Origin of the sequence: Pontibacter ummariensis (assembly GCF_900188175.1) — a bacterium.
In the GTDB taxonomy this organism is placed as follows: domain Bacteria; phylum Bacteroidota; class Bacteroidia; order Cytophagales; family Hymenobacteraceae; genus Pontibacter; species Pontibacter ummariensis.
The window spans coordinates 57997-83965 of record NZ_FZOQ01000007.1 but is presented as its reverse complement, the minus strand read 5'-3'; the positions used below and the strand labels follow the sequence as shown (position 1 = coordinate 83965).

Below are 25969 nucleotides of genomic sequence, written 5' to 3'. Positions count from 1 at the left end.
AGCTTAAGAGCTGTATTAGAAAAGGGGTGTTTCATGTATTCGAAAAAATATTGGTTCTGGCTGACAAAAATACAAGATGTTGCTTTAAAAACAGTAGGAAACAAAGCAGGTCGCGCAACTAATACACACTTCTATATTCCTATAATGGAATGTTGTTAAGTACTCCTTAGATTTCGTATATTTGTAAACTTCTTAAAGAAGCATTTAAAACACTAAGAATAGCAAAACTATGGCATTTGATTTAGAAATGATCAGGGCAGTTTATGCCGGCATGGAGGAGCGTGTGACTGCTGCCCGCAAGGCGGTTGGTCGTCCGCTTACTCTAACTGAGAAGATCTTGTATTCGCACCTGCACGAGGGCGCTGCCCAGCAGGGCTTTGAGCGCGGCAAGTCTTATGTGGACTTTGCTCCGGACAGAGTGGCTATGCAGGATGCGACGGCACAGATGGCTTTGCTTCAGTTCATGCAGGCGGGTAAAGCACAGGCTGCTGTACCTTCTACAGTACACTGCGATCACTTGATTCAGGCACGTGTTGGTGCTGACTCGGATTTGCAGGACGCTTACGACGAAAACAAAGAGGTATACGATTTCCTTGCCTCTGTTTGTAATAAATATGGTCTTGGCTTCTGGAAGCCAGGCGCAGGTATTATCCACACGATCATCCAGGAACACTACGCTTTCCCGGGTGGTATGATGATCGGTACCGACTCGCACACACCAAACGCTGGTGGTCTGGGTATGGTCGCGATCGGGGTGGGCGGCGCTGATGCCGTAGACGTAATGGCAGGCATGCCGTGGGAGCTGAAGTTCCCGAAAGTAATTGGTGTGAAGCTGACAGGCAAACTAAGTGGCTGGACTGCACCAAAAGACGTGATCCTGAAAGTGGCCGGTATCCTTACTGTTAAGGGTGGTACTGGTGCTATCGTGGAGTACTTCGGCGAAGGAGCGGAGAGCTTATCAGCCACTGGTAAGTCTACAATTTGTAACATGGGTGCAGAGATTGGTGCGACTACTTCGGTGTTTGCATACGACGAGCGGATCCGTGAGTACCTGAAGTCAACAGAGCGCCAGGAGGTAGCTGAGCTTGCTGACGGGGTGTACGAGCACCTGCGCGCCGACCAGGAAGTATATGCCGATCCGGCATCGTTCTACGACCAGTTGATCGAGATCGACCTATCTACACTGGAGCCACACGTAAACGGCCCGTTCACGCCGGATGCGGCATGGCCTCTTTCTCAATTTGCCTCTGCGGTAAAAGAGCACGGCTGGCCATCAGAGCTGGAAGTAGGCCTGATTGGTTCTTGTACAAACTCTTCTTACGAAGACATTACCCGTGCGGCTTCTGTAGCAGCGCAGGCAGTAGACAAGAAGCTTGTAACGAAGGCTGAATTCACCATCACACCAGGTTCTGAGATCGTGCGCTACACAGCAGCCCGTGACGGCCTGTTGGATACGTTTGCTGAGATGGGCGGTGTTGTGTTGGCGAATGCCTGCGGTCCTTGCATCGGCCAGTGGGCGCGTCATACAGACGATCCGTCTCGCAAAAACTCTATCATCACTTCCTTTAACCGTAACTTTGCGAAGCGTAACGATGGTAACCCGAACACACACGCGTTCGTGGCATCGCCTGAGATCGTAACAGCCTTCGCTATTGCCGGTGATCTTACCTTTAACCCGCTGACCGATACCCTGACAAATGAGGATGGCCAGCAGGTGAAACTGGATGAGCCGCAAGGCATCGAGTTCCCGACCAAAGGCTTTGCCGTAGAGGACGCTGGCTATGTGGCTCCTGCAGAGGACGGCAGCCAGGTAGAAGTAGTGGTTGACCCCGCTTCTGACCGTCTGCAGTTACTGGAAGGCTTTAAGCCATGGGAAGGCACTGACCTGAAAGGTCTGAAGTTGCTGATCAAAGCACAGGGTAAGTGTACGACTGACCACATCTCCATGGCCGGCCCGTGGTTGAAGTACCGTGGTCACCTGGATAACATCTCTAACAACCTGTTGATCGGTGCGATCAATGCCTTCAACGGTGAGGCTAACAAGGTATACAACGACATGACGCGTGGTTACGAGACTGTGCCTGCTACAGCCCGTACCTATAAAGCTGCCGGCATCGGTACCGTGATCGTGGGGGATGAGAACTACGGTGAGGGATCTTCCCGTGAGCACGCTGCCATGGAGCCGCGCCACTTGGGTGCGCGTGCCGTTATCGTGAAGTCATTCGCACGTATCCACGAAACCAACCTGAAAAAGCAGGGTATGCTGGCGCTTACCTTCGCTAACAAAGCCGACTACGACCTGATCGAGGAGACTGATACCTTCGATATCCTTGGGCTGGAAGACTTCCAGGAAGGCAAGCCGCTGAAAGTAGTGGTACACCACAACGACGGCAGCCAGGATAGCTTCATGGTAAACCATACTTATAATCAGGGACAGATCGAGTGGTTTAAGGCTGGTTCAGCCCTTAACCTGATCCGTCAGCAAAGCAAGCAGTCAACTAACGCATAAGCGCAGCTGATAAATTGTTGGTAAAAAGAGAAGGCCTCCCCATGATTGGGGAGGCCTTCTCTTTTTTGTATATGCCCTAAATTTTTAGCGGGTGTCAGCCTATTGCTTTACCACAAGACGCTCGACGTAGCTGCTGTTATGATAGCGGATGTGAACCAGGTACAGGCCGCTAGCCAGGCCGTCCAGCTTAAAATACATGTTGGCCCCCGACACTTGCCCTTGCGGAACACGAACCGTTTTGCCTGCCATGTCTGTCAGCGTCAGGTGTGGCAGGCTGGAGGGTATGGCCAGATCAACAGGCGCTGTGAGGGTGAACATTACTTGCTCCCGGGCGGGATTCGGGAAAAGCGTAAGGCTGTTGCTGTATATAGTAAGGGTTTTAGAGGTAACGCTTGTAAAGCAGCCCAGGCTATCTGTAACAGTTAAGGTAACGCGGTACACTCCTGCTGTGTGGTATACGTGTTCCGGCTCCTCTTCATCAGAGGTAGTGCCGTCGCCAAAATCCCATTTCCAGGAAGAGGCATTGGTGCTGTTGTTCACAAAGCGCAGGTTCTTGCCGATGTTCCCAAAGGCGTTTTCTGCTCCAATACTTGCCACCGGTTCGGCAGTAATCAGATAGGTGAAAGGGGAGACGGCGCTTTCAAACAAAGAGTCTGCATTGCTGACGTAGATGGTCCTGTCTTCGTTTACGCTGCCTAGCGAAAACACCTCCCCCGAGCCGAGCAAGTGTTCTCTGCTTTTGTCTGCATAAAAATTAAAGGTACTGCCTCCCTGCGGCGTAATGGTCACGCTATTGCCAGGGCATATAGCTGTGCGCGCTGCCAGAGGCACCGGGCCAGACTTGATGTCGATGTACTTGACCTGGGCGGCATCGGCATGTTGTTGCAAGTGCTTTAGGTTGTCTCCAGCCAGCAAGGCGAAGGCAACGGTTTTTGTTTCGCCCGGTGCCAATTGCAGATAGGAGGCACCTACCACGTGTGACACGTTGTTACCCGTAAGGCCCCCGGCTTCTTTTCTGCTAAGCCCCCCGGAGAGGATCTTATACTTTTCAACGTCCGAGAAACCGTCATCCACCGTGACAGTAGATGCGTCTTCTCCAATATTATCAATGGCATGGTACAAAGGCTTATCTGCAGTGAGTAACTTTATCCCTACATAAGGCAGATTCGAGTTCTTGTTGTAGACGTAACCCAACTGGCGCTGTTGGTCCCAGCCTGCCCAGTTTTCCATATAGCTGCCTATGTCCCAATCCGCGAAAAGACCGGCATGCAGGGTGTCTATTGTTTCGGAGGTAAGGTTTGTGATCTGGTACTCCACAACCACAAAATGTTGATTAGGATCAGTGGCCCAGGCGTAGGCGGCATGCCTGACCTGTACACCCGCCTGCTCGGCGCCTGTGGCTGCGTAAGCCGTCCGTACCTCCTGATGGGCGAGAGGTGTGTTATAGGAGAGGCGGGTGGGGCTTGTTTGAACAAAATCGCCTTCCGAAACCCAGTTTTCGTTGTGCAGGTTATCAGATACAAGCCCCCTGTTTGTAGCTACCATCAGGCCCCCTTCAAAAAGAAGGGACGGGCTGTTGTTGTACTGTACCCCTACACCTTGTGACAGGTTCAGCCCGTTATAGCCGAAGTTGCCTTTCCCGTTGATTGTTACCTGCAGCCTGTTAGCTGAAAGTGTCACAAATTCAGGGTTTAGTATGAGGGGGAAATATTGGAAGTCCTGATAGTTTTCGTCTTCAAAGCCTACCCTTAAGTACACCTCTGCGTTTATCGGCGCATCGCGTGCTATTTTCAGCACAAAAGGTTGTTGTCCGCTGTCTGCCTCGCCCATGATGCCCAGGCTCCCCAAAGTAAGGGTGCCCTGCTCCACAGAAACATAGGGGGAGGGAGAGGTAAGTGTAACCTTTAAGTTGGACGTAGGGCTAAGGTAGTTTAGAAAGGAGGCGTTTATACGAATGGTACTGCCGTTAAAAGGCAACTGCTTATCGGCAACAGAAAAGGAAGTACAGCGCACAGACTTAGGGGCTTGCTGTTTAAGGGCCTTCTTTACATTCAACCGGCCTTTCCCTAGCTTCTCGAGGTAGGCCTGGTTGCCGGGCAGGGTATAAATGTTGTCTGTGGTCACACGCAGGCGCTCTGCCACCTGCCGGGCATTTAGCGCAGGGTACTTCTTCCGGACCAGGGCAGCTGTGCCTGCCACAAGAGGCGAGGCAATGGAGGTGCCCCAGCCACCAGTATAGGCATTATCGCCAGCGATCGAGGCAGCGTAAACGTTTGTGGAGGGGGCGGTTAGGTCTATTTTGTAGCTGTACGTATAGTCCTTGTACTTTACGTCTTTGTCGTCTGTGCCGCCCACTGATAAGACGTTATCATAAGAGGCGGGGTAAATATCCAGCAGGGCGTTGGTGTTTCCGGCAGAGGCGACAATTACAACGTCTTTGTCCAGCACCGCATAGTTAATGATGTCCTGCTCGTATGCTGACATGCCGGTGCCTCCCCAGGAAAGGTTAATGACTTTACAGCCTTTGTTTGCGGCATATACGATAGCCTCATAGCCGCTGAAGGGGCCGTTAGGGTCGGACGAGAACACTTTCAAAGGCATAAACAAGGCCTTGTAGCCCAGGCTGGCAAGCCCTGTACCGTTGTTTGTACTGCCTGCCGCTACGCTGGCCACAGAAGTACCATGCCCTTTCCACTGTGTGTCGTCCTGCACGTTATTGTCAGCGTCTGCAAAGTCCCAGCCGCTGAAATTGTCCACTAAGCCATCCTGGTCGTTGTCCACCCCGTCCACCGGGTCGGCGTAATTGTACTTGATTTTGTCTTTTAATTCCTGGTGCGTTAGCCGGAAACCAGTGTCCAACACCCCGATGACCATGGTGGTGTCGCCTTTTTCCTCATCCCATCCCCCGTAAGCCTGAATCAGCTTTAAGTAGTACTGGGTAGCTTTGGTGGAGTCGGCGGCCGGGTCGTTTGGCTGGTGCAGCGGCTCACGCAGGTACAGGGGCTCTACATAAGCCACCATGCCTGTTGCCAAAAGGGCTTTCCTTACCTCTTCCAGGGTTTTCCCGTCATCATACTTCAGCTCGTAAATGAGGGAGAGGTCCACCGCAGGAGCGGCTGTGCGCGCATGGCCTGCCGGAACTGACTCTTTCGGGAACTTTTGTTTCAGGTGTTGTGCCCCTACCTGCTGCAAAGCTGTCTGCAAGGCGCTTCCGGAGCGCTGGCTGCTGCCTGCCACCTGGCTGTAAACCGGCTTTAGTTTATAGACAACGGTGTTAGGAACAGTGCCACTCCCATAATGGGCTGGCCGCTGCGCATAGAGCAGCGGCATAAAGATAAGGGACAGCAAAAGGCCCCAAAGGGTACGTTGCAGCATTAGAACAAGGGTGTGCATGCTGTCAGGCGGTAAAAGTGTACGATACGTTTCGGCTTTGCTTTTGAGCAGAAGAAGGCTGTTGGCCCCAAAAAACATGAAACAGGCAATACTACGCTCTCTAAAGCTCCCGGTTTATTACGCATCTTTGGTAAAAATGGCCGAAAATATATAGTAAAAGTTATATGCTATCTGTGTGGTTAGATAAGCTGTGGCACTAAAATAAGTAAAATATCACGATAGTTATGCAGTTTTGTCTTTTTTGCTGCTATAAAAGAGCGGGTTCCTGATCTACCGGAGCTGTGCCATGAAAATAACAGAAGGTGTAATAGAGTTGATGCCAAAGGGGGATTATGGATTGGATCAAGTAGCCTCAGGGACTGGACTACCTTGTCTTAGGTAAGAAAAAAGCCCCTGTACCTACAGGGGCTTTCTGTTATTTGAATATGTTGTCTGCATCGTTGTGCAGGTTGTTGATGTTGTTGTGCAGGTCCTGCCATTTCTTTTGGTCGTTACCAGAGTCGTTCAGCTTGCTGGCGATCAGCTCTCGCTTTTTCTCCAAACCGGCAATGTGCTCGTGGTAGGTATGGTTGGAGTCAGCAGCGGTGGCATGTGCACGTCCTTTCAGCGTTTTAATCTTGTTGTCCAGCTCATCAAGGCTCTTCTGTATTTCCTCGCGCGACAGGTGGTTTGGTGCGCGCATGTGCTCTGGTTTTAAAGGGTATGAATCCATAGTAAAAAGCTTGGTTAAGGTTAGGCCCAAGGGGCGTTTACATGTAATGTAATACTCTTAAACGGGAGAAAAGGATGTATGTCCGGCAAGGAACGGAAAAATTGAGGGCAAGGGAGCAGGAGGTGAACAGAAACAACCTAAGCTCCAACGGTTGATCCCATGCGTAAGCCAGGTACTTGCCTAAGGTTAAAAACATGCTTTGTACGGCAATGAAATGCTCCACCAAGACTAAAATAGGGATTTGATTTCGTGTTACTAATTACGATATTAGCAATTCATTCCTGATACGGGCTGCCTGTTGAAGAAACGGAGCGAGGGAACCGTAGTTTTATAAAGAACAGGCCATATGAACACTTTGATGACGCCTTATAACTATCCACTGGGTCTGGTGCTCTTAGTAGATGATGATGACACAACCAATTATCTGAACGAGCGCCTGTTGCGCGAGATGCAGATAGCCCGGGAGTATAAGGTGCTGAAGAACGGGAAGGAGGCGATCGAGTACATGCGCAAAGCCTACCAAGCGGAAGTGGACCCTGACTTTCCGCGGCCTGATGTGATCTTCCTGGACATTAAAATGCCCGTGATGGATGGCTTCTCTTTTTTAGAGGAGTATCAGAGAAATGACCTGGACGCGTCTAACCCCGTCGTGATCCTGATGCTTACTTCCTCCGCCAGCTTTTATGACCTGGAGCGCCTGAAACAGTATAATAAGGTAAAAAAGCATTACGCCAAAGCACTGACCAAGCATGATGTGCGGGAGATCATGAACGAGTTCTTCAGCAACAAAGCGAAAGCATAGGAGAGCAGGGCTGGTTATGCCAGCCTTTTTTGTGCTAGCTATCCTGCTGCACGACCTCTTTGCCCGGCCAGGTAAAGACGAAGCGGCTTCCGCGTGCTTCCGATTCCACCCATACCTTACCGCCTTTTTCCTCTACGATCTTCCGCACAATAGACAGCCCCAGCCCGGTGCTGTTGGGGCGCGCAAAGGAGTTTCCGGATTCGTAAACGTTAAAGATCCGCTGCTGCACCTCTTTGGCAATGCCAGGGCCATTATCCTCCACAGAAAGATAAAGCCACTCCTGCTCCAGGCTGCAGCCAACGCTTATCACTGCCTGCTCGGGCTGGTCATGGTACTTGATGGCATTGCTTATGATGTTGCTAAACACCTGGTGCAGGTAAATCTCCTGCGTGTAAAGGATGGGCAGATCGTCCGGAATGTGTATGCGGAACGAGGAAGGTACGTTAAGGGAGGTGATCACCTGGTGCAGGAGCGGGTGTAAGTCTACCACGGCTTTCCGGATGTTATGGTGCCCCGCCAGCGAGTAGGCCAGAATTCCGGTTATCAGGCGGTCCATCTTCTGCGTTTGCTGCCGTAGCATAGGGAACATGTTCTGTGCCTCTGAAATATGATCGGTATCCAGGCATGACTCCAGTGCAGCCGTAAGGCCGTTTATGTTCTGCAGGGGGGCGCGCAGGTCGTGCGACACGGTGTGGGCAAAGGCATCCAGGTGCCGGTTGGCTTCCTGCAGCAAGCGGTTCTTCTTCTCCCGCTCCTCCAGCAGTTGGTTAATGTCCTGGTTCGACTGCTGTAACTGCGCATTCAGGCGCCGGATTTCCTGCAGCTGCTGCTCTGTTTCCATGTTACGCATCCGTAGTTGCTCCAAGACCTCCAGCAACTGCATGTTTTGTTTCTTTATCTCTGCGTAAGGCGATATGTCCGCGTCCTGCTCAAACTCTGCCATCCAGTTATCCAGCACAGCTTTGGTGATGGTTGGTCCCACATGGGGAAGCTGCTTGCGCAGCATCACCTTAGTGCCCTTTTCAAACGAGCTTTCGATCTCAAACTGGTCTACCAGCTTTCTGGAGTTCACAATGCCAGAGCCCCGGCCGCTTCGGCTGTAATTGCGGCTGGCCAGGATGTCCTCCAGGTTCCCAATGCCCCGGCCCCGGTCCGTGACAAGGGCCTCCAGGTAGTGTACGCCTCTGTCGTTAGCAATACTGAAGCGGATGGCGCCGCTGCCAACATACTCTACCACGTTACGGCATATCTCGGATACAGCCGTGGCAAACTTTGTCTGGTTCGCCTGTGCCATGTTCAGTCGTTCAGACAGCTGCATGGCCCGTTTGTAGGCCAACACCACATCCAACTCATTGCTGACGCTTATCTGGAGGAAGTTTTGGTACATGAGGTTCAAACTTTACTTTTACAGACTAAAACCAGGGTGTCGTCGGTCTGGCGGCTATGCTCTTTGTAAAGCACGGCGGCAATGGTCGTTGCCAGGTGCCGGTTTAGGTGGGGGTACTTGGTCAGTTCCCACCTCGACCTTAAGCCGTCAGAGTGCAGTACCAGTGTTTTGTTGCGGCTCCAGTCAAGTTGCTGGTTGTTGAGGGTGTTCGGGATGTTGTGCCCCAGGATGCCATTATACGAGATGATGTTCTTGTAGGCCAGGCCAGCCAGGGAACTTTCCGGGGAGTAGAGCTTTCCGGCAATGTTGCCGATCCCGCAGTAGGACAGCTTATGGCTGTTGCCGCTGATGTTTAGCGCTAAGCCCACAGCACCGCGCGTGCGCCTGATTTGCTGGTGTATGGTGCGTAGGGTGTCGGAAGGGTACTGCGGCGAAGCGGCGGCGAAAGCCTGTACCGCCGCCTGTGCTGCCTCGTTTGCATGGGCGCCATGCCCCAGTCCGTCCAGGGCCAGTAAGTTTATTTCGGCCCCGTTTTGCTTAACGGCCAACCCATCACCACAAAAGGTCTCGTTTGGTTTTGGAACCAGCACATAGCCTATGTCGTGGCGGGAGGCTTGCTGCCTGAGGGGGCCGCTTTTGTATACCTGGGTGACGATTACGGTACCCAGCTCTGGCTGGGAGTACAGATCAAACACATCTGACTGCCGCTTGATGGCCCCTAAGCCCTCACCGGCAGAGCCATAGGTGGAAACGCCGTCTTCCATCATGCGCAGGGGGTCCTGCATGCCAGGGCCGCGGTCGATGCAGATGACCTCTATCCCTTCTCTTCCCAAGGGGCGTACCAGCAGTTCTCCTCCTGCGGAGGCATGTTTGGACAGGTTCGACGTGAGCTCGGAGACTACGATGTTCAGCTTGCCGATGTCGGCAGCCGATAGGCTAACCTCCTCTGCCATGCGGCTGATCTCGCGCTTGGCAATGCTTGCGTACGACTTGTCAGGTATAACAAAGCGTTTATGCTGGCTAACGTCCATTTTTCCAGTGCGTAATCGTGACGGTGGTGCCTTCGCCGGGTTTGCTTTTGATATCAAACTCGTTTACCAAGCGCTTGGCACCGGGTAAGCCAAGCCCCAGGCTCTTACCCGTAGAAAAGCCATCTCTCATGGCCTGTTGCACGTCTGCTATGCCAGGGCCCTCATCCATAAACGTTAACCTTACGCCTGTCCGGCCATTGTTGCTGATGATCTCGAGTAAAATTTTGCCGCCGTTGGCATATTTTAACATGTTACGCACCAGTTCGCTTGCCGCCGTTATGAGCTTGGTCTGGTTTACCAGGCTCATGCCTATCTTGGTAGCTAATTCTTTTACTCTGTTTCTAAAGGGCACTACATTTTGCTCATGCACAATCTGCATGGTGTCTTTAGACAGTATCATCATCCGGCACCTCCTCGTCTTCGTCTTCAGGATCCTCTATAATGCCGATCTTGGTTTGAAGTAATTCCATGCCTTTCTCCACATCCAAAGCGGTGTATACGCCCTGTAGCGTAAGGCCCAGTTCTACCAGTGTTATCGCTACGGCAGGCTGCATGCCTACTACAACTGTTTCAGCATCCATGATCCGCGACATGGAGGCAATGTTCCCCAAAATGCGCCCCATAAAGGAGTCTACTATGCTTACCGCCGAAATATCAATGAGTACACCACGGGCGCCGGTCTTGCTCACCATGTTGATCAGGTCGTTCTCCAGGGTAAGGGCTAGCCTGTCGTAAAGGTCTACCTGTATGGTCACCAGCAGGTAGGGCCCCATTTTCAGAATCGGAATTCTATCCATGGTACGCTACTATCTTAACAGGTTTAACCCCGTGTTCTTGTTTGATTTTCTTACTTCCACCCCGCGCATGGCAAAGGCTACCTGCAGGGCGCTGGCCAATGAGGCCTTGGTTTTGATGTTGGACAGGTCGATGCCCAGGTGCACGATGGTTTGGGCGATCTCGGCGCGAATACCGCTGATGATACACTCGGCCCCCATCAGGCGCGTGGCGCTAACCGTCTTGATCAGGTGCTGTGCCACCAGGGAGTCTACAGCCGGTACCCCGGAGATGTCCAGTATGGCAATGCTACTGCCGGTGTTCACAATCTCCTGCAGCAGGTTCTCCATCACAATTTGCGTGCGGGCGCTGTCGAGGGTGCCGATGATGGGCAGGGCCAGGATGCCTTCCCACACGCGGATAACCGGTGTGGATATTTCACTTATCTCGTCGTTCTGGCGCAGAATAACCTCTTCACGCCCTTTAATAAAGGTGTCAAAGGTTACCATACTCAGGTTGTCGAGTAGCCTGTGCATGGTATTTAGTTCCTTGTAAAGCTGTTCCGGTTTGTCGCTCAGCTTGTTTTCCATTACCTGGCTGATGGCCTGCTTCAGGCTGAGTACGTACATGCCGGTTTCGCGGGGGCTGAAGCCCTGGCGCGCGCGGGTGATGGAAATGTCTGTCAGGATTTCCGTCACGGGCTCATATTCCGGTGCATAAATGTTCTCTACGTTTCCTGAGGCTGTCGCAGAAGCCAGGCTGCTTAGCAATTCCTCCGACTGGCGTCGCAGCTCTTCGTTCGAGATCAGGTCATCGCGCAGGGCCTCATCGTCCAGCTGGTTTTGCATCCAGATTTCGAGTATTCTCTTCTTGTTGTTCTGTAACAGTTGAGCAGTGTTGTTCATGATAGCGTGTGTAGTAAGCTTTTGCGTGCAGGACTGTTATGCCATTTGCACTTTTAAAGTTAAGGAAAGCAATTTAAAAACGGCTGTTTACGGAAACATTTGTACAGTTGCCTGTATACGTACTGCCGGTGGCTTCATTCATAGTAATGATCATTTTAAATAAGAAAGGCACGAAAAACAGTTGTAGGACAAGGATTTGGTGCTTTAAAAAGTTGGCCGTGCTCTAGCTGATTTGTTTGTTACTTACGGCTGTTTCTTAGACTTTTCCGGGGAACGGGTTGTTAACGCTTCAGTTCTGTGGTCCGTATAGCTATAAGTGATAACAGAACAGTATAAACAGCGATAGCATGGCACAACCCCTCAGACTCTTCTTCTCCTTCCTTGTTCTTCTTGTGGTAACGGGCTGTTCACCGGCTATACACACCAACACAGAGGCAGTTTCCGGCTTTAACCTGAACAATTACCAGACCTTTGGCTTTTATGAGGTAGATGCTTCCGGCGATGCTTTGGGAGCGAACTACCAGCAGCCGATCAATTACCTGCAGGAGGAGATAGCCCGGCAGTTGGAGGCCCGCGGCCTTACCCGTACCACCACGGACCCAGACCTGCTGATTAACCTGGGTATTGTAGTAGACGAGCAGGTGCAGACGCGTGAAACGAGTATTTTAACAGACCCGCCGAACTACATCGGGCAGCGCCGCTACACCTGGAAGGCCCGCGAAGTGGAGGTGGGCCGGTATAAGGAAGGAACCGTGTCCGTGCACCTGGTGGATAAGGACCAAAACGAACTGGTGTGGCGCGGTACCGCCGAGTCGATCCTGGAAAGTAAGCCCGCGAAGCTGCAAGAGCAGATTGCCCAGGGGGTGCAGAAGCTGTTCAATGCATTGCCGCAGTAAGCCTGAGCAGTGGCTTGCCTGGCACACTAGGTTATAAAAAGGGACGATCAGAGCGTGCTCCCTCTTGTACCCGGATCACCCACCCTATGATAATGATGGCGGGGTAGGTGAGCGCATTTACCCGGATCAGCTCCGGTAAATCCTTTACCCTGCCCACCACAGACTTTTTATGGGGCAGCGAAGCATGTTGTATCACAGCTACCGGCGTGTCGCCCTTTCCTTCCTGCACGTAAACAGCGGCAATTTCCGGCGCTTTTTTCATGCCCATGTACACCACCACGGTAGCGTTGCTTTGCATCGACAGCTTTAGGTCCTTCGACAGGGACCCATCTTTCTTCGTGCCCGTGATCGCCCAAATCCCTTCGCTCACAGCCCGATGTGTAAGCGGGATATCCTCAAAGCCGCTCGCCTGCATGCTGGTAATACCCGGTATATAATGCGTTTGGATCCCATGTTCCCGTGCGAAAAGCACCTCTTCAAACCCTCGCCCAAAAATATAAGGGTCGCCGCCTTTTAAGCGAACAACCACACCTTTACTAAAGGCCTTTTCTAAGATCAGTTCATGGATCGTTTCCTGTGGTGTGTAGTCCTGGTAAGGCCGCTTACCCACATAAATCTTCTCACAGTCTTCTTTCGTGATGGCCAAGAGCTCTTTGTTGGCCAGGTTGTCATACAGCACCACGTCTGCTTTCTGCAAAACCTTGTGCGCTTTAACGGTAATTAACTCGGGGTCGCCAGGACCTGCGCCCATTACATAAAGTTCAGGTGTTATGCTTCGATCGTTCATGTTTTCCCTCTTACACGAGCTGGCTTTACTGTCCCTAAAGAAGTTAGGGCGATTGCTAAAAGAACAGCGTCGCGTTCTATGCTTCTAAAGTACGCTTTTTATGGCTGAACCTGTTTCTCCAATCATTTTAAAACAGGCATTCCGGACTCTGATCGGGCTTGCTCCCCATCAAATAAACGTCATCTGTTGCCTCCTGCCGTCTTCTGTTTCCTTAGGGTTATAACATAGAACGCCCTTGACAAATCTTGTTCTGTTTGATACTCCTGTTGATTAGTTACTCACTCATGGTTTAACTTCTGATTTGTTTGATAATTTCAATTATTACGCAAGTATGAGTGATTGTTGGTGTGTGTTGTTGTTTTAAGGGGTTGTAGAGGTAAAATAGGTTAAAATGTTTCATAATGCTTTGTTTTAAAGGGGGTGTATAGTAATTAATATGCTTATTTAGGTTGGTGGGTATGTATATTTAAGGGGGGTGTAAAAAAATTAAAAAATATTTTTAAAGTTTTTGTCATTAAAAAAGTTCAATAAAAAGCGCTTGAACAGGGAAGGTTTGTTAGAATTGTTAAAAACTAAAAAAGTAGTCGGAGTATTAAGACTATTGCAATGCATATCTAAGTTTTTGAAAAGTTAGTAATGATATATAAGTTTGATTGAAAGCATGGTAAAAGTATAAGGTCATAATTGTCTTGTATGCTGCTTTTAGAGTAATGGTTCCTAAAGTCTCTTACCCTTGTAGGGTCGGTCCTTTTAATAAAATCAGGAAAATGATGAACATGTCTCTGCAAGAACCCAAAACAGTAGTGGTAGTCGGGAATGGTATGGTAGGCTACAAGTTTTGTGAGAAACTGCTCGCAAAGACCAGCGCTTACAACCTCGTTGTCTTTGGGGAGGAGCCCCGCCACGCCTATGACCGCGTGCATCTGAGCGAGTACTTCAACGGTAAGTCGGCAGATGATTTGGCGATGTCATCGCTGGAGTGGTACCGGGAGAACAACATCACGCTGCACCTTAGTGACACTATCACGGAGATTAACCGCACTGAAAAAACAATACATTCTCAGAAAGGTGTTTCGCAGCCCTATGATTACCTGGTGTTAGCCACTGGATCTTCTGCTTTCGTGCCTGAAATGCCTGGTGTGGAGAAAGACGGGGTCTTTGTGTACCGCACCATCGAAGACCTCGACCTGATTCAGCGTTACGCCAAAACTTCCCGAAAAGGAGCTGTGTTGGGTGGCGGGCTTTTAGGGCTGGAGGCAGCGAAAGCACTCATTGACCTGGGCCTGGAAGAGACACATGTTATTGAGTTTGCACCAAGGTTAATGCCCCGGCAGATCGACTCAGCCGGTAGTGCCATGCTGCAGGCGAAACTGGAATCGCTGGGCCTGAAGGTACACATGAACAAAAGCACCAGTAGCATCCTGGGGCACGACAATATCAAAGGACTTCAGTTTGCCGACGATACCACACTGGATGTGGACATGCTCGTGATCTCAGCCGGTATACGGCCCCGCGATGAACTGGCCAGGCTGGCAGGGCTGGAGACTGGAACGCGCGGCGGTATTGTGGTGAACGAGAAAATGCAGACCAGCGATGAAAGCATCTTTGCTATCGGCGAATGTGCCCTTTATGATGGCATGATCTACGGTTTGGTGGCACCTGGTTACGAAATGGCCGAGGTAGTGGCCACTTCCCTTTGTGCCGGCGAAAGAGCCTTTACCGGCTATGACATGAGTACAAAGCTTAAGCTGATCGGTGTGGATGTGGCCAGTTTCGGTGATCCTTTTGTAACGGAGCCTGATAGCAGATCCATTGTTTTTGAGGATACACACAAAGGGGTGTACAAGCGCATCAACATCAGCAATGATGGCAAACATTTGCTGGGCGGCGTGCTGATTGGCGATGCAGATGCCTACAACATCCTGCTGCAGACGGTGAACAACAAGATTGTGCTGCCGCCAAACCCCGAAGACCTGATCTTAGGCGCCAGAGGAGGCGAAGCCAATGCGGGAGCGGGCGTGGTAAGCCTGCCGGATGAGGCGCTGATCTGTTCCTGTGAAGCCGTTTCGAAAGGAGACATTTGCAGTGCCGTGACGGATCTGAACGTGACGAGCGTGGAGGGAATGAAGAAGTGCAACAAAGCCGGCACCGGATGCGGGGGCTGCGTGCCACTGGTAAAAGACCTCATCCACGAGACACTCAAAGCCAACGGTACCTACATCAAGAACGTGGTGTGCGAGCACTTCGAGTATTCCCGTCAGGAGCTGTTCGACCTGCTCAAGCTGAATAACATCAGAACTTACGATGATGCCTTAGACCACTTCGGGAAAGGAGATGGCTGTGAGGCCTGCAAGCCAACGGTAGCCAGTATTTTGGCCAGCCTCTGGAACGATGTGATCGCGAAGCAGCATACCATACAGGATAGCAACGACCGCTACCTGGCCAACATACAGAAAGGCGGTACCTATTCGGTGGTGCCACGCATTCCGGGAGGCGAGATAACACCAGACAAACTCATTGTGATTGGTCAGGTGGCAAAAAAATACGGCCTCTACACGAAGATTACAGGCGGCCAGCGCATTGACCTGTTCGGGGCGCACCTCAGTGACCTGCCAGATATATGGAGCGAATTGATTGACGCCGGCTTTGAAAGCGGCCACGCCTATGGGAAAGCCCTGCGCACGGTAAAAAGCTGCGTGGGCAGCACCTGGTGTCGCTTTGGCTTGCACGACAGTGTATCCTTTGCCATTGAAGTGGAGGAGCGCTACCGGGGCATCCGGGCACCACACAAAATAAAAGGTGGCGTAAGCGGCTGTGTGCGCGAGTGTGCAGAGGCGCAGTCAAAGGACTTCGGCATCATCGCCACCGAAAAGGGCTGGAACCTGTATGTGTGCGGCAATGGCGGTTCCAAACCGCAACACGCCCAGTTGCTGGCCACCGATATTGACAAAGAGACCTGTATCAAATACCTCGACCGGTTCCTGATGTTTTACATCAATACGGCTGATGCCCTTACCCGCACTGCTACCTGGCTGAATAAAATGGAAGGCGGCATGAGTTACCTGAAGAACGTGATCATCAACGATAGTCTGGGCATTAACAAGCAGTTGGAAGCGGAGATGCAGGGCCTGGTAAGCAGTTACCACTGCGAGTGGAAAGAGGTGGTGGAAAGCCCAGACCTGCGCAAGCAGTTCGCGCACTTCGTGAATGCCCCGAAAGAGAAAGACCCCAACGTTGCCTTTGACACCATGCGTGAGCAGGTGAAGGCGAAGGACTGGTAACTCCTGAAGAGAAAGAACCTTAAGACAAATTCAATTTATAACATACAAGTTTATGGAAGCAGCAGTAATAGAAGCAGCAGTTCAGTGGGTCTTGGTTTGTAAAACAGACGACATCCCGCAGAATGGGGGAGGATGTGTGAAAGTGGGGAACGAGCAGATTGCCTTGTACAACTTTAGCCGTCGCGGAGAATGGTACGCTACCCAAAACATGTGCCCGCATAAACAGCAGATGGTCTTATCCAGAGGCATGATCGGCAGTACCGGCGATACATGTGAGCCTAAGGTCGCCTGCCCCTTTCATAAGAAAACCTTCTCCCTTCTTTCCGGTGAGTGCCTTACCGGCGAGGACTACCAGCTTAAGACCTACCCTGTCAAAGTAGAGGGCGACAAGGTGTTTATTGGCATCGAGTAGGGTAACTTCTGATGCGGCATAAGCCTAGCCTGCAAGACTTCCTCATCCAAATTATCTGATACAGCTAAACATGTAAAAGTCAAATGACTTCAGCCTAACCCTGTGTTGATGAAGGTCATCGTGATCCTTTAAGAATAGTGTCACTTTGCTGTAAGGTTATTCATCACCATAACATAGGATTTATTTCAACCCTTAAGCTGTAACACATGAACGGAAGAAACTTTACTCAGACCCTACTGTTGGCAACCGGCCTTCTGCTGGCCTCGTCCGAACTGTCCTTTGCGCAGTTCAGCTTATCCGCTGAAATAAGGCCGCGGGCAGAGTTTCGCGATGGCTTTAAGACAGTACGGACAGAAGAAGAGTCTCCGGCGTTTTTTATAGAGCAGCGGTCACGGCTCAACGCCAACTACCAGTCCGATAAGCTCCGGCTGCGCCTGGCCTTGCAGGACGTGCGCGTGTGGGGCCACACCAGCCAGGTGTACAAGGCTGACCCCAGCCTCTTTAACGTGTATGAAGCCTATGGCGAGTACCAGCTTACACCCAGGTGGGCTGTAAGAGTGGGGCGGCAGGAGCTGGACTACGACAATGCCCGTTTCCTGGGCAACCTGGACTGGGCACAGCAGGGGCGCAGCCACGATGCTGTCCGGTTTATGTATGCCGACACCACAGGGTTTGCGGTGCATGCAGGAGCTGCCTTTAACCAACAGGTTCCTTTTGAGCCTGCAAAACTAACCAGTACCTTCTACGGGGGGATAGACAACTACAAGACCATGCAGTACCTCTGGCTGCACAAGGAATGGGGCGAGGCAAAGTTCTCCGGACTGTTATTTAATGACGGCCGCCAGCGGGCATCTGACTCCACCGTTTTCTTCCGCCAGACCTATGGTGTACTCGGGGAGAAAACCATAGGCTTGCTAAGGCTGGGTGGGGAGCTCTATTACCAGGGCGGAAAAGATGCTGCCGGCACAAGGGTAAACGCTTACCTGGCAGCCATCAGCGCCACTTTCGTCACCCGGTTTAGTCCCCTGACCATAGGTGCGGATTACCTGTCTGGCTCTGAAGCCAGTGACCCCCGGAACAAGGCGTTTGTGCCGCTCTATGGGACCAACCATGCCTTTTACGGCTTGATGGACTATTTCTATGTGGGGAATAACCACGGGCAGAGCGGCCGTACGGCTGGCCTGGCAGACTTGTACCTGAAAACAAACTTTAAGCTAGGGCAGAAGAGCACATTGCTTGCCCAGGTGCACCGCTTCGTGTCTCCCGCTACAGTGTACAGCCCGGTAGAGGGCGAAGGAGAACTTGCATCACGGCTTGGGGAAGAACTGGATCTGGTGTACAACCGGAACATTAGCCCTGATTTTAACCTGAAGGCTGGCTACTCCCAACTCTATGCCACCGAATCGATGGAAGCCCTGAAGGGCAAGACTGGGAAGAGCTTTAACCAATGGGCCTGGGTGATGCTCACCTTTAAGCCTGTTTTATTTAAGCAGTAGCTGCACCCAAGGGTAATACCACCCTTCCAACAAACATCTCACCTTAAACGAATATTATTATGAAAGCATCTAAAGGAAAAGCAACTTCGATTAAACTGTTTAGCTTAAAGACGATCCACATGCGGACCTTCCACCTTTCTTGGTTTGCGTTTTTCCTGTGCTTCTTTGGTTGGTTTGGCATTGCTCCCCTCATGGCCGTGGTTCGGGAGGAGTTGGACCTTACAAAAGACCAGATCGGGAACATCATTATCTCCTCAGTGGCCATTACGGTTATTGCGCGCCTGGCCATTGGCTGGTTGTGCGACAAAATCGGGCCGCGTGTCGCTTATACTGGCCTGCTTGTGCTGGGTGCCCTGCCAGTTATGGGGATCGGGCTTAGCAGTAGCTATGAAGCCTTCCTGATCTTCCGGCTGGCCATTGGGGTGATCGGGGCTTCCTTTGTGATTACCCAGTACCACACCACGATCATGTTTGCACCCAACGTGGTGGGTACGGCCAACGCTACCACGGCAGGCTGGGGTAACTTGGGAGGAGGGGTTACTCAAATGGTGATGCCGTTGATCTTTGCCGCTTTTGTTGGGCTAGGCTTTGTCGAGGCCCAGGCCTGGCGTTATGCCATGGTAGTACCGGGGGTAGCTATGATGCTTTGCGGTATCCTGTACTACCGGTACACAAAAGACTCACCGGCAGGAAACCTGGATGAGCTATCGGATGTGGCGGCCGCGAAAAAGAAAAAAGACACGGTACCCTTTTGGAAGGCAGCATCGGACTACCGCGTGTGGGCTTTGTTTGTACTCTACGGAGCCTGTTTCGGTATTGAACTGACCATCAACAATATTGCCGCCATCTATTACCACGACTATTTCTCCCTCGACCTGGCAACAGCCGGTCTGATTGCCGGCCTGTTTGGGTTGATGAACATCTTTGCCCGTACCCTGGGCGGCTTTTTCGGAGACAAGGCCGGGATTCGCTGGGGCCTCTCCGGGAGGGTATGGTTCCTGGGCGCTGTGATACTGGTAGAGGGACTTGCACTCCTGCTCTTCTCTCAGATGACGGTTCTGCCGCTCTCTATCCTGGCCATGATTGTTTTCAGCTTGTTTGTACAGATGTCGGAGGGAGCTACTTTTTCGGTGGTGCCTTTCATCAACAAGAAAGCTATGGGGGCTGTGTCGGGCATCGTGGGTGCCGGCGGTAACGCTGGTGCCGTGGCGGCAGGCTTCCTGTTCAAGGTAGATGGCCTTTCTTACCCGGAGGCCCTCTTCATCATCGGTTTGGTTGTAGCCAGTACATCTGTGCTGACCTTGCTGGTAAGATTCTCACCAGCCATGGAGCGCGAAGCGCAGGCCGAGATGGAGACGCTGCTCGCGGAGAAAGAGGGTATAACAGTCGCAGAGCCGGCTTACCAGGCACAGGGAGTAAGATAGGGGATGGCCTGCTGCGCGCAGTAAACTGGCCATGATAATTTAACTTAAAAGGAACGGGAGGATGGAAGGCTGCTGGTTAACTAAACTAGTCTAACTCACCTAATCTAGCCTGCCAGCAGCGCCATCTTCCCCACCCAAAAGGGAAGCTAAACCGTTTCCCCAATAACAGGATAACACAATGTCTGTAAACACTCAATATAAAGACACCTTTACCAGCACCTGTTGCTATTGTGGTGTAGGTTGCGGGGTAGTGGTTTCGAAAGAGAAGAATGGAACGGTGACCGTAGAGGGTGACAAAGACTATTCTGTAAACAAAGGCATGTTGTGCAGTAAAGGGATGAACCTGCAGTACACGGTGAACGATAAGCGTGACCGGCTGCTTTATCCGCAGATGCGCTACAACAAGAACATGCCGATGCAACGCGTCGGTTGGGAGGAGGCCCTGCAGCGCACAGCCGCTGTGTTCAGCACCTTTATCAAGAAGTACGGACCCGAGTCGGTCGCTTTTTATGCCTCAGGACAGTGCCTCACGGAAGAGTATTATGTGATCAATAAACTGATCAAAGGCTTTATTGGCAGCAACAACATCGACACCAACTCCCGCCTGTGCATGAGCAGTGCGGTAGCCGGCTATAAGATGGCACTGGGCGAGGACAGTGTTCCGATCTGCTATGACGATATCGAGCTGGCTGACTGCTTCTATGTAACCGGGGCAAACCCGGCCTGGTGCCATCCGATTCTCTGGAGAAGAGTAGAGGCGCATAAGGCTACTAACCCCGATGTGAAAATTATCGTGGTGGACCCGCGGGTAACAGACTCCTGTGCCATAGCAGATCTGCACTTGCAGCTGAACCCGGGTACTGATGTTGTCCTGAATCATGCCATTGGTCGGGTATTGATCGAGAACGGAGACATTGATTTAGACTTTGTCCGTAATCATGCGCAGGGTTTTGAGCAGTACAGGGAGGTGGTTTTCCAACGAACGCTTGGCAAGTCAGCAGAGATCTGCGGGGTGAGCGAGGAGGATATCAGGCTGGCGGCCAAATACATTGGCAACGCAAAAGGCTTTATCTCTATGTGGACGATGGGCCTGAACCAGAGTGCCATTGGCGTAAACAAAAACCTGAGCCTGCTGAACCTGAACCTTATCACCGGGCACATTGGCAAACCCGGCTCCGGCCCCTTTTCCCTGACAGGCCAACCCAACGCCATGGGAGGCAGAGAAGTGGGCGGCCTGTCTAACCTGCTGGCGGCGCACCGTAACTTGAACGACCCGGCACACCGCGAAGAGGTGCAAAAGTTTTGGGGAGGAACAGCCATCTCTGAAAAGCCGGGCCTTACCGCCACCGAAATGTTCGAGGCTCTGAACGATGGCCGTTTAAAGGCTATCTGGATCCTTTGCTCTAACCCGCTGACCAGCCTGCCGAATGCCCGTATGGCGGAAGAAGGGCTGAAGAAGGCCAGGTTTGTGGTGGTGCAGGAGATCAGCAACAAACCGGAAACACTGTCATATGCCGACGTCATTTTGCCGGCTGCCGCCTGGACGGAGAAGGAAGGCACTATGACCAACTCAGAACGCCGCATCACCTACCTGAACAAAATAACGGATGCCCCTGGCGAAGCATTGCCGGACGTGGAGATCATTTGCCGCTTTGCCCGGAAAATGGGCTACAAGGGCTTTGACTATGCCAGTGCCTCCGAGATTTACCAGGAGCATGCGCGGTTAACGGCAGGTACAAACATCGATATTTCCGGGCTAAGCTATGCGGTACTAAAAGAAAAGCGGTCGGTGCAGTGGCCCTACCCAAGCGGGGAGAGGGCAGCAGGTACCCCAAGGTTATTCTCAGACAAAATCTTCTACACCCCCTCCAAAAAGGCCATTATTCATCCGGTGCCTGTTGACTTTAGAAGCGAGCAGCCGGACGAGGACTATCCACTGATCTTAACCACCGGCCGTATCCGGGACCAGTGGCACACGATGAGTAAGACGGGCAAGGTCAACAAGCTCAAAAAGCATATATCCCAGGCTTTCCTGGAGATACATCCTGCCGATGCTGCCCAGCTGCAGTTAACAGAGGGGGAGATGGCCTTAATTAGCTCCAGAAGAGGGGAGGTGCGGGTAAAGGCGAAGGTATCGGAAAACATTAAGCAGGGTGTCGTGTTTCTGCCCATGCACTGGGGTAAAATACTGGGTAGCGACCTTAACCGCGCCAACAATGTGACCAGTGAACTACTGGACCCTGTTTCCAAAGAGCCTGATTTTAAATACTGCGCCGTTCGGGTCGAGAGATATAAAAAGCCTTTCCAGCGCATCGTAGTAGTAGGAGCAGGGGCTGGAGCCTATGGTTTTGTGAAGTCTTACCGTGCGTTAAATCAGATCGACGAAATTACGATCTTCAGCAAAGAGGACTTTCCGTTCTATAACCGGGTGATGCTGCCTGACTACATCAGCGGACAACAGCGCTGGGAGCAGCTCGTGAAGATGAAAGACTCCGAAGAGCCGGACTACCACATCCGCCTGCTCCGGGGGGTGAGCGTGGAGAAGGTTGACCGGGAAAACAAATTTGTGGTCGACTCGAGAGGAGTACGCACGGAATATGATGTCCTGATTATGGCGACCGGTAGTCGTGCGGCTATGCCAAAGCATGTGCCCTCCCTGCCTGGCATTTTTACCATGCGCAGCCGCACCGATGCGGATAACTTTAAGAGCCACCTGCCGGCAAACGCAAATGTCGTAATTGTTGGCGGAGGTCTGTTGGGCTTGGAAATGGCTGCCTCGCTGCGGGAGATCGGAACCAAAGTGACCATCATCCAGCGTATTTCCCGTTTCCTGGACCGGCAACTGGACCCGCTGGGGAGTCAGTTGCTGCAGGAAGAAATGGTGGACCAGGGCTGCGATCTTTATTTTAACGATGAGGTGCAGCTGTACTATGGCCGGTCTAAGCTCACCGGGGTCGGCCTGAAAAGCGGCCATCGTATCGACTGCGATGCCATGATCATCGCAATCGGTACCGTGCCAAACCTGGAGCTGGCCCGTGAATGCGGCCTGGAGTGCAAGCGAGGAGTTCTGGTAAACGAGAGGCTGCAGACCAGCGATCCGAACATCTTCGCGATCGGCGAGATTGCCGAGTTTGAGGGGGTGCTTTACGGTATCACAGCCGCTGCCGAACAACAGGCGGATGTGGTGGCCCGGTACCTGAGCGGCGACATTGCCAGCTATTACGAGGGCAGCACTTTCATGAACATCATCAAGATCCATGGTTTCGACCTGTGCAGCATCGGCTTGCCAGAAAGCCCGGATAATGAGAATTATGAAGAGATTGTCTTTATCGATAAAGCCAAGCGCTATTATAAAAAGTGCATCATTCACCAGGACAGGTTGGTGGGCGCTATCCTGATAGGTGATAAAAGCGAGTTTCAGGAGTACCGGGAGCTTATCTCGAATAAAATAGAGCTCAGCGAAAAGCGACTGCAGCTACTGCGGAGTGGTAGTAAAGCAGAACCCGTGCTGGGCAGGCTGGTGTGTAGCTGTAACAACGTGGGCAGCGAAAACCTCCGGCAGAAGATTGCGGGGGGCTGTACAGACTTTAAGGAGCTTTGTGTCACTACAGGGGCAGGAACAGGCTGTGGATCATGCCGCCCGGAAGTGAAGCAGATACTGGACGATAGCTTAAAGCTGGATTTACTGGAGCAGGTAGGATAAAAAACAGGAAGACACATGACGCTTAAAAGCCATACCATCAAAATCAACCTGCCCGGGGGCATCGTGTCAGCGGGCGATTTGTTGGATATTTTACAAGCTGCTGAGAAAGCAGAGGTCGAGAACGTCCGTTTCGGGAACCGGCAACAGGTGTTCTTCAGCGTGGCAGAAGAAAAACTGGAGGGGCTGAAGCAGGACCTTATCGCGGCAGATATCATCTTCGAGTTGAATGCCGATGTACATCCCAACATCATCAGTTCTTATGCCATTGAAGACGTGTTTTACCACGCCGACTGGCTCAGGGAAGGCGTTTACAAAGATATCCTTGACCTGTTTGATTACAGGCCACAGCTGAAGATCAATGTGGTGGATAATGACCAGACGTTCTTCCCTTTCTTTACCGGTAATCTTAACTTCATCGCTTCGGACACCAGCAATTACTGGTATCTGTACATCCGTTTCCCGAAAACAAACAGCATCTACCTATGGCCCTCGCTTGTTTACTCAGAAGACATAGCTGATCTGAGCAGTGCGATCGAAAGAACTGTTTTTGCCAACAAAGAGCAGTTCTACGATCAACTTACAATCGATGGCAGCCAATTGTACAGCCTGGTAAGCGCCAGTGCCAACTTTGTGCAGCAGCCCATGGTGGAAGCACTTAAGTTGCCGGACTTTAAGTTGCCCTACTACGAGGGGTTTAACCGCTATGGCAATAAACTGTGGCTGGGTATTTACCGTCGGGACGAGCTGTTCCAGGTGGCTTTTCTAAAAGATGTGTGCAAGCTGTGCCTCAAAACCCGGGTTGGGCAATTATACACAACTCCCTGGAAATCGCTTATTGTGAAAGGCATTGGGTTAGAAGAGCGTGACTTATGGGACCTTGTGCTGTGCAAGCACCGGATCAACGTGCGGCACGCTTCCAACGAACTGAACTGGCAGGTAGAGGATCTTTGTGCCTATGGCCTCGATCTAAAGAACTACCTCGTCCGGAAGTTCAACGAAGAAGACGTGAGAACATACCGCTTGTGCTTTGCCATCAAAACGCAGCCTAAAACAGGCTTGTTCGGCTCCATCATTATCCGAACACAGCAACAGGATGTGCAGCAGTTAGCTTCCGGCACCGAGCTGTTTGAGGTGTTGCATACCCGGGAGTTTAATCCCAATTCGAAGGACTTTGTGAGCTACCGGAAGGACGTAAGCAGAGCAGCACTCAGCGCTTGTCTGATCGAGCTATGCAACTATTTTTATGAGCTCCAGAGTCAGCCAGCCTTAATGGCAAGTGCCGTATACCTGGAGGAAGAGAAGCCAGGTGATGCAGAAGAGCAGGTACGGCATGTAGTATACCAGTGCGAGCACTGCTTTACTGTGTATGACGAAAGGTATGGAGACGAGTTCAACGGTATTGTCGCGGGTACATCCTTTGATACTCTACAGGGTTATAGCTGCCCTACCTGTGAGGCCTCGAAAGATAACTTTGTGCTGGTAGAACTGCAACGATCGACAGTAGGGTAAGTCCAGCGAGCGGTAGTCTCAAAAGATTTTTTCCGGGCACCAGCACTCGCCTGCGCTGTCCATAAAGGCAGTTTGTTTATGATAGGTGCTTATTCGAAAAGGATCGTTTTGTTTCTGTAGACGAATACTTGTTCGTTTAACACAAGTCTCAGGGATTTAGCCAGCACGTTCTTCTCTACATCGCGCCCCGCCTGTGCCATTTCCCTGGCGCTGTGCGTATGATCAACAGGAATCACACTCTGCGCAATAATAGGCCCCTGGTCCAGATCGTTGTTCACGAAATGGGCGGTAGCTCCGATAATTTTAACACCTCGCTCATACGCCTGTGCATAAGGGTTAGCACCTACAAACGCCGGAAGGAAAGAGTGATGGATATTGATGATACGATTCGTGAAATGAGAAACAAAATCACCCGATAAAATGCGCATGTACTTGGCCAGTACCACAAACTCCGGGGTATACTGCTGCACAGTCTGGAGTATGGCTGCTTCATGTGCTTCCCTGCTCATACCCTCGTGGCTGATAAAGTGAAAGGGTACATCAAACTTTTTTGTTAGCTCTTCCAGCACATCATAGTTACTGATCACGCAGCGGATGTTCGCGTTCAGTTCGTTAAAAGCGTGGCGGATAAGCAGGTCGCTCAGACAGTGATGCTCTTTTGTAGCCAGTAAGACAATGTCTTTCTTGCGCTTGTCGGTGAGCTTTATCTCTACGTCTTCAGGTAATACCTCATACAGTTCCTTCAGCAACTCCTCCCGGTCAAACTCGCCGGAGAACTCGGTTCGCATAAAGAAGTGATTGAAATTTCTTTCCACAAACTCGTCATTCCGGATGACGTTCAGGGCGTACTTGTTATACAAAATGCTGGTGACTTTAAAAACAAGCCCCCTTTGGTCCGGGCAGTTGATCAGGAGAATGTTTGATAGCATAGGTATCAGTTACATGAAG

18 protein-coding genes are annotated in these 25969 nt (G+C 51.5%); 9 read left to right on the top strand and 9 right to left on the bottom strand.

Annotation, left to right across the window (positions count from 1 at the left end; all coding sequences use genetic code 11):
* Window positions 1-229: 229 nt before the first annotated feature.
* Window positions 230-2509, top strand: coding sequence for an aconitate hydratase (locus tag CHB92_RS09520; protein ID WP_089318965.1), 2280 nt, complete (start codon window positions 230-232; stop codon window positions 2507-2509).
* A gap of 99 nt (window positions 2510-2608) precedes the next feature.
* Here CHB92_RS09520 and CHB92_RS09515 read toward each other — a convergent pair whose 3' ends face one another.
* Both CHB92_RS09515 and CHB92_RS09510 read right to left on the bottom strand, forming a co-directional pair.
* Entirely contained in the window at window positions 2609-5884 is a 3276-nt protein-coding gene (locus tag CHB92_RS09515; RefSeq protein WP_245842421.1) for a S8 family serine peptidase, read from the bottom strand.
* 433 nt (window positions 5885-6317) lie between these two features.
* A complete protein-coding gene (locus CHB92_RS09510) occupies window positions 6318-6584 on the bottom strand; it encodes a sll1863 family stress response protein (RefSeq protein WP_245842419.1) in 267 nt (88 codons plus the stop codon).
* 376 nt (window positions 6585-6960) lie between these two features.
* Between CHB92_RS09510 and CHB92_RS09505 the strand changes: the two genes are divergently transcribed.
* Window positions 6961-7416 carry a response regulator gene (locus CHB92_RS09505; RefSeq protein ID WP_245842418.1) on the top strand — a complete coding sequence of 152 codons (456 nt, stop codon included), beginning with the start codon at window positions 6961-6963 and terminating at the stop codon, window positions 7414-7416.
* Window positions 7417-7450: 34 nt separating this feature from the next.
* On the opposite strand, the gene CHB92_RS09500 is transcribed toward CHB92_RS09505, so the two are convergent.
* From CHB92_RS09500 to CHB92_RS09480, 5 genes are read right to left on the bottom strand one after another with little or no spacing between them, the layout of a single operon-like run.
* Complete coding sequence (locus CHB92_RS09500) at window positions 7451-8803, bottom strand: sensor histidine kinase (RefSeq protein WP_089319073.1); 1353 nt, start codon at window positions 8801-8803, stop codon at window positions 7451-7453.
* Window positions 8804-8808: 5 nt separating this feature from the next.
* On the bottom strand, window positions 8809-9834 hold the full coding sequence (locus CHB92_RS09495; RefSeq protein WP_089318963.1) for an ATP-binding protein: 1026 nt from the start codon (window positions 9832-9834) through the stop codon (window positions 8809-8811).
* Window positions 9824-10237: an anti-sigma regulatory factor gene (locus CHB92_RS09490; RefSeq protein ID WP_179223000.1), complete on the bottom strand. Its 414-nt coding sequence runs from the start codon at window positions 10235-10237 to the stop codon at window positions 9824-9826. Before CHB92_RS09490 ends, CHB92_RS09495 begins: the two co-directional genes overlap by 11 nt.
* Window positions 10221-10631 (bottom strand): STAS domain-containing protein, encoded by a 411-nt coding sequence (locus CHB92_RS09485; RefSeq protein ID WP_089318962.1) that lies wholly within the window; start codon window positions 10629-10631, stop codon window positions 10221-10223. Before CHB92_RS09485 ends, CHB92_RS09490 begins: the two co-directional genes overlap by 17 nt.
* Before the next feature lie 9 nt (window positions 10632-10640).
* Window positions 10641-11513 carry an STAS domain-containing protein gene (locus CHB92_RS09480; RefSeq protein ID WP_089318961.1) on the bottom strand — a complete coding sequence of 291 codons (873 nt, stop codon included), beginning with the start codon at window positions 11511-11513 and terminating at the stop codon, window positions 10641-10643.
* Window positions 11514-11860: 347 nt separating this feature from the next.
* Between CHB92_RS09480 and CHB92_RS09475 the strand changes: the two genes are divergently transcribed.
* Window positions 11861-12409: a DUF4136 domain-containing protein gene (locus CHB92_RS09475; RefSeq protein ID WP_089318960.1), complete on the top strand. Its 549-nt coding sequence runs from the start codon at window positions 11861-11863 to the stop codon at window positions 12407-12409.
* A 31-nt stretch (window positions 12410-12440) separates the two neighbouring features.
* Here the strand turns inward: CHB92_RS09475 and cobA are convergent, their stop codons facing one another.
* Window positions 12441-13196, bottom strand: a complete 756-nt coding sequence (gene cobA / locus CHB92_RS09470) for a uroporphyrinogen-III C-methyltransferase (RefSeq protein WP_089318959.1) — start codon at window positions 13194-13196, stop codon at window positions 12441-12443.
* A gap of 776 nt (window positions 13197-13972) precedes the next feature.
* Between cobA and nirB the strand changes: the two genes are divergently transcribed.
* The 6 genes from nirB to CHB92_RS09440 all read left to right on the top strand — a co-directional run bounded on the left by nirB (window position 13973) and on the right by CHB92_RS09440 (window position 25021).
* The gene (gene nirB / locus CHB92_RS09465) at window positions 13973-16477 is read left to right on the top strand and encodes a nitrite reductase large subunit NirB (protein WP_089319071.1); all 2505 of its coding nucleotides are present in this window, start codon (window positions 13973-13975) and stop codon (window positions 16475-16477) included.
* Between the two features lie 52 nt (window positions 16478-16529).
* The gene (nirD, locus tag CHB92_RS09460; protein WP_089318958.1) at window positions 16530-16889 is read left to right on the top strand and encodes a nitrite reductase small subunit NirD; all 360 of its coding nucleotides are present in this window, start codon (window positions 16530-16532) and stop codon (window positions 16887-16889) included.
* A gap of 206 nt (window positions 16890-17095) precedes the next feature.
* Window positions 17096-18385, top strand: coding sequence for an alginate export family protein (locus CHB92_RS09455; protein ID WP_245842416.1), 1290 nt, complete (start codon window positions 17096-17098; stop codon window positions 18383-18385).
* A 59-nt stretch (window positions 18386-18444) separates the two neighbouring features.
* Window positions 18445-19809 carry an MFS transporter gene (locus CHB92_RS09450; RefSeq protein WP_179222999.1) on the top strand — a complete coding sequence of 455 codons (1365 nt, stop codon included), beginning with the start codon at window positions 18445-18447 and terminating at the stop codon, window positions 19807-19809.
* A gap of 178 nt (window positions 19810-19987) precedes the next feature.
* On the top strand, window positions 19988-23512 hold the full coding sequence (locus CHB92_RS09445; protein ID WP_089318957.1) for a nitrate reductase: 3525 nt from the start codon (window positions 19988-19990) through the stop codon (window positions 23510-23512).
* Window positions 23513-23527: 15 nt separating this feature from the next.
* Window positions 23528-25021 (top strand): rubredoxin, encoded by a 1494-nt coding sequence (locus CHB92_RS09440; protein WP_089318956.1) that lies wholly within the window; start codon window positions 23528-23530, stop codon window positions 25019-25021.
* A gap of 89 nt (window positions 25022-25110) precedes the next feature.
* On the opposite strand, the gene purU is transcribed toward CHB92_RS09440, so the two are convergent.
* Window positions 25111-25950, bottom strand: coding sequence for a formyltetrahydrofolate deformylase (purU, locus tag CHB92_RS09435; protein WP_089318955.1), 840 nt, complete (start codon window positions 25948-25950; stop codon window positions 25111-25113).
* Between the last annotated feature and the right edge of the window lie 19 nt (window positions 25951-25969).

Excerpts from the sequence above, each read along its gene's own strand:
- CHB92_RS09475 (WP_089318960.1), top strand. The coding sequence starts at position 11,861 with ATGGCACAACCCCTCAGACTCTTCTTCTCCTTCCTTGTTCTTCTTGTG.
- CHB92_RS09505 (WP_245842418.1), top strand. The coding sequence starts at position 6,961 with ATGAACACTTTGATGACGCCTTATAACTATCCACTGGGTCTGGTGCTC.
- CHB92_RS09510 (WP_245842419.1), bottom strand. The coding sequence starts at position 6,584 with ATGCGCGCACCAAACCACCTGTCGCGCGAGGAAATACAGAAGAGCCTT.
- CHB92_RS09480 (WP_089318961.1), bottom strand. The coding sequence starts at position 11,513 with ATGAACAACACTGCTCAACTGTTACAGAACAACAAGAAGAGAATACTC.
- CHB92_RS09455 (WP_245842416.1), top strand. The coding sequence starts at position 17,096 with ATGAACGGAAGAAACTTTACTCAGACCCTACTGTTGGCAACCGGCCTT.
- CHB92_RS09440 (WP_089318956.1), top strand. The coding sequence starts at position 23,528 with ATGACGCTTAAAAGCCATACCATCAAAATCAACCTGCCCGGGGGCATC.
- CHB92_RS09500 (WP_089319073.1), bottom strand. The coding sequence starts at position 8,803 with ATGTACCAAAACTTCCTCCAGATAAGCGTCAGCAATGAGTTGGATGTG.
- cobA (WP_089318959.1), bottom strand. The coding sequence starts at position 13,196 with ATGAACGATCGAAGCATAACACCTGAACTTTATGTAATGGGCGCAGGT.
- nirD (WP_089318958.1), top strand. The coding sequence starts at position 16,530 with ATGGAAGCAGCAGTAATAGAAGCAGCAGTTCAGTGGGTCTTGGTTTGT.
- CHB92_RS09490 (WP_179223000.1), bottom strand. The coding sequence starts at position 10,237 with ATGATGATACTGTCTAAAGACACCATGCAGATTGTGCATGAGCAAAAT.
- nirB (WP_089319071.1), top strand. The coding sequence starts at position 13,973 with ATGTCTCTGCAAGAACCCAAAACAGTAGTGGTAGTCGGGAATGGTATG.
- CHB92_RS09450 (WP_179222999.1), top strand. The coding sequence starts at position 18,445 with ATGAAAGCATCTAAAGGAAAAGCAACTTCGATTAAACTGTTTAGCTTA.
- CHB92_RS09445 (WP_089318957.1), top strand. The coding sequence starts at position 19,988 with ATGTCTGTAAACACTCAATATAAAGACACCTTTACCAGCACCTGTTGC.
- CHB92_RS09495 (WP_089318963.1), bottom strand. The coding sequence starts at position 9,834 with ATGGACGTTAGCCAGCATAAACGCTTTGTTATACCTGACAAGTCGTAC.
- CHB92_RS09485 (WP_089318962.1), bottom strand. The coding sequence starts at position 10,631 with ATGGATAGAATTCCGATTCTGAAAATGGGGCCCTACCTGCTGGTGACC.
- CHB92_RS09520 (WP_089318965.1), top strand. The coding sequence starts at position 230 with ATGGCATTTGATTTAGAAATGATCAGGGCAGTTTATGCCGGCATGGAG.
- CHB92_RS09515 (WP_245842421.1), bottom strand. The coding sequence starts at position 5,884 with ATGCTGCAACGTACCCTTTGGGGCCTTTTGCTGTCCCTTATCTTTATG.
- purU (WP_089318955.1), bottom strand. The coding sequence starts at position 25,950 with ATGCTATCAAACATTCTCCTGATCAACTGCCCGGACCAAAGGGGGCTT.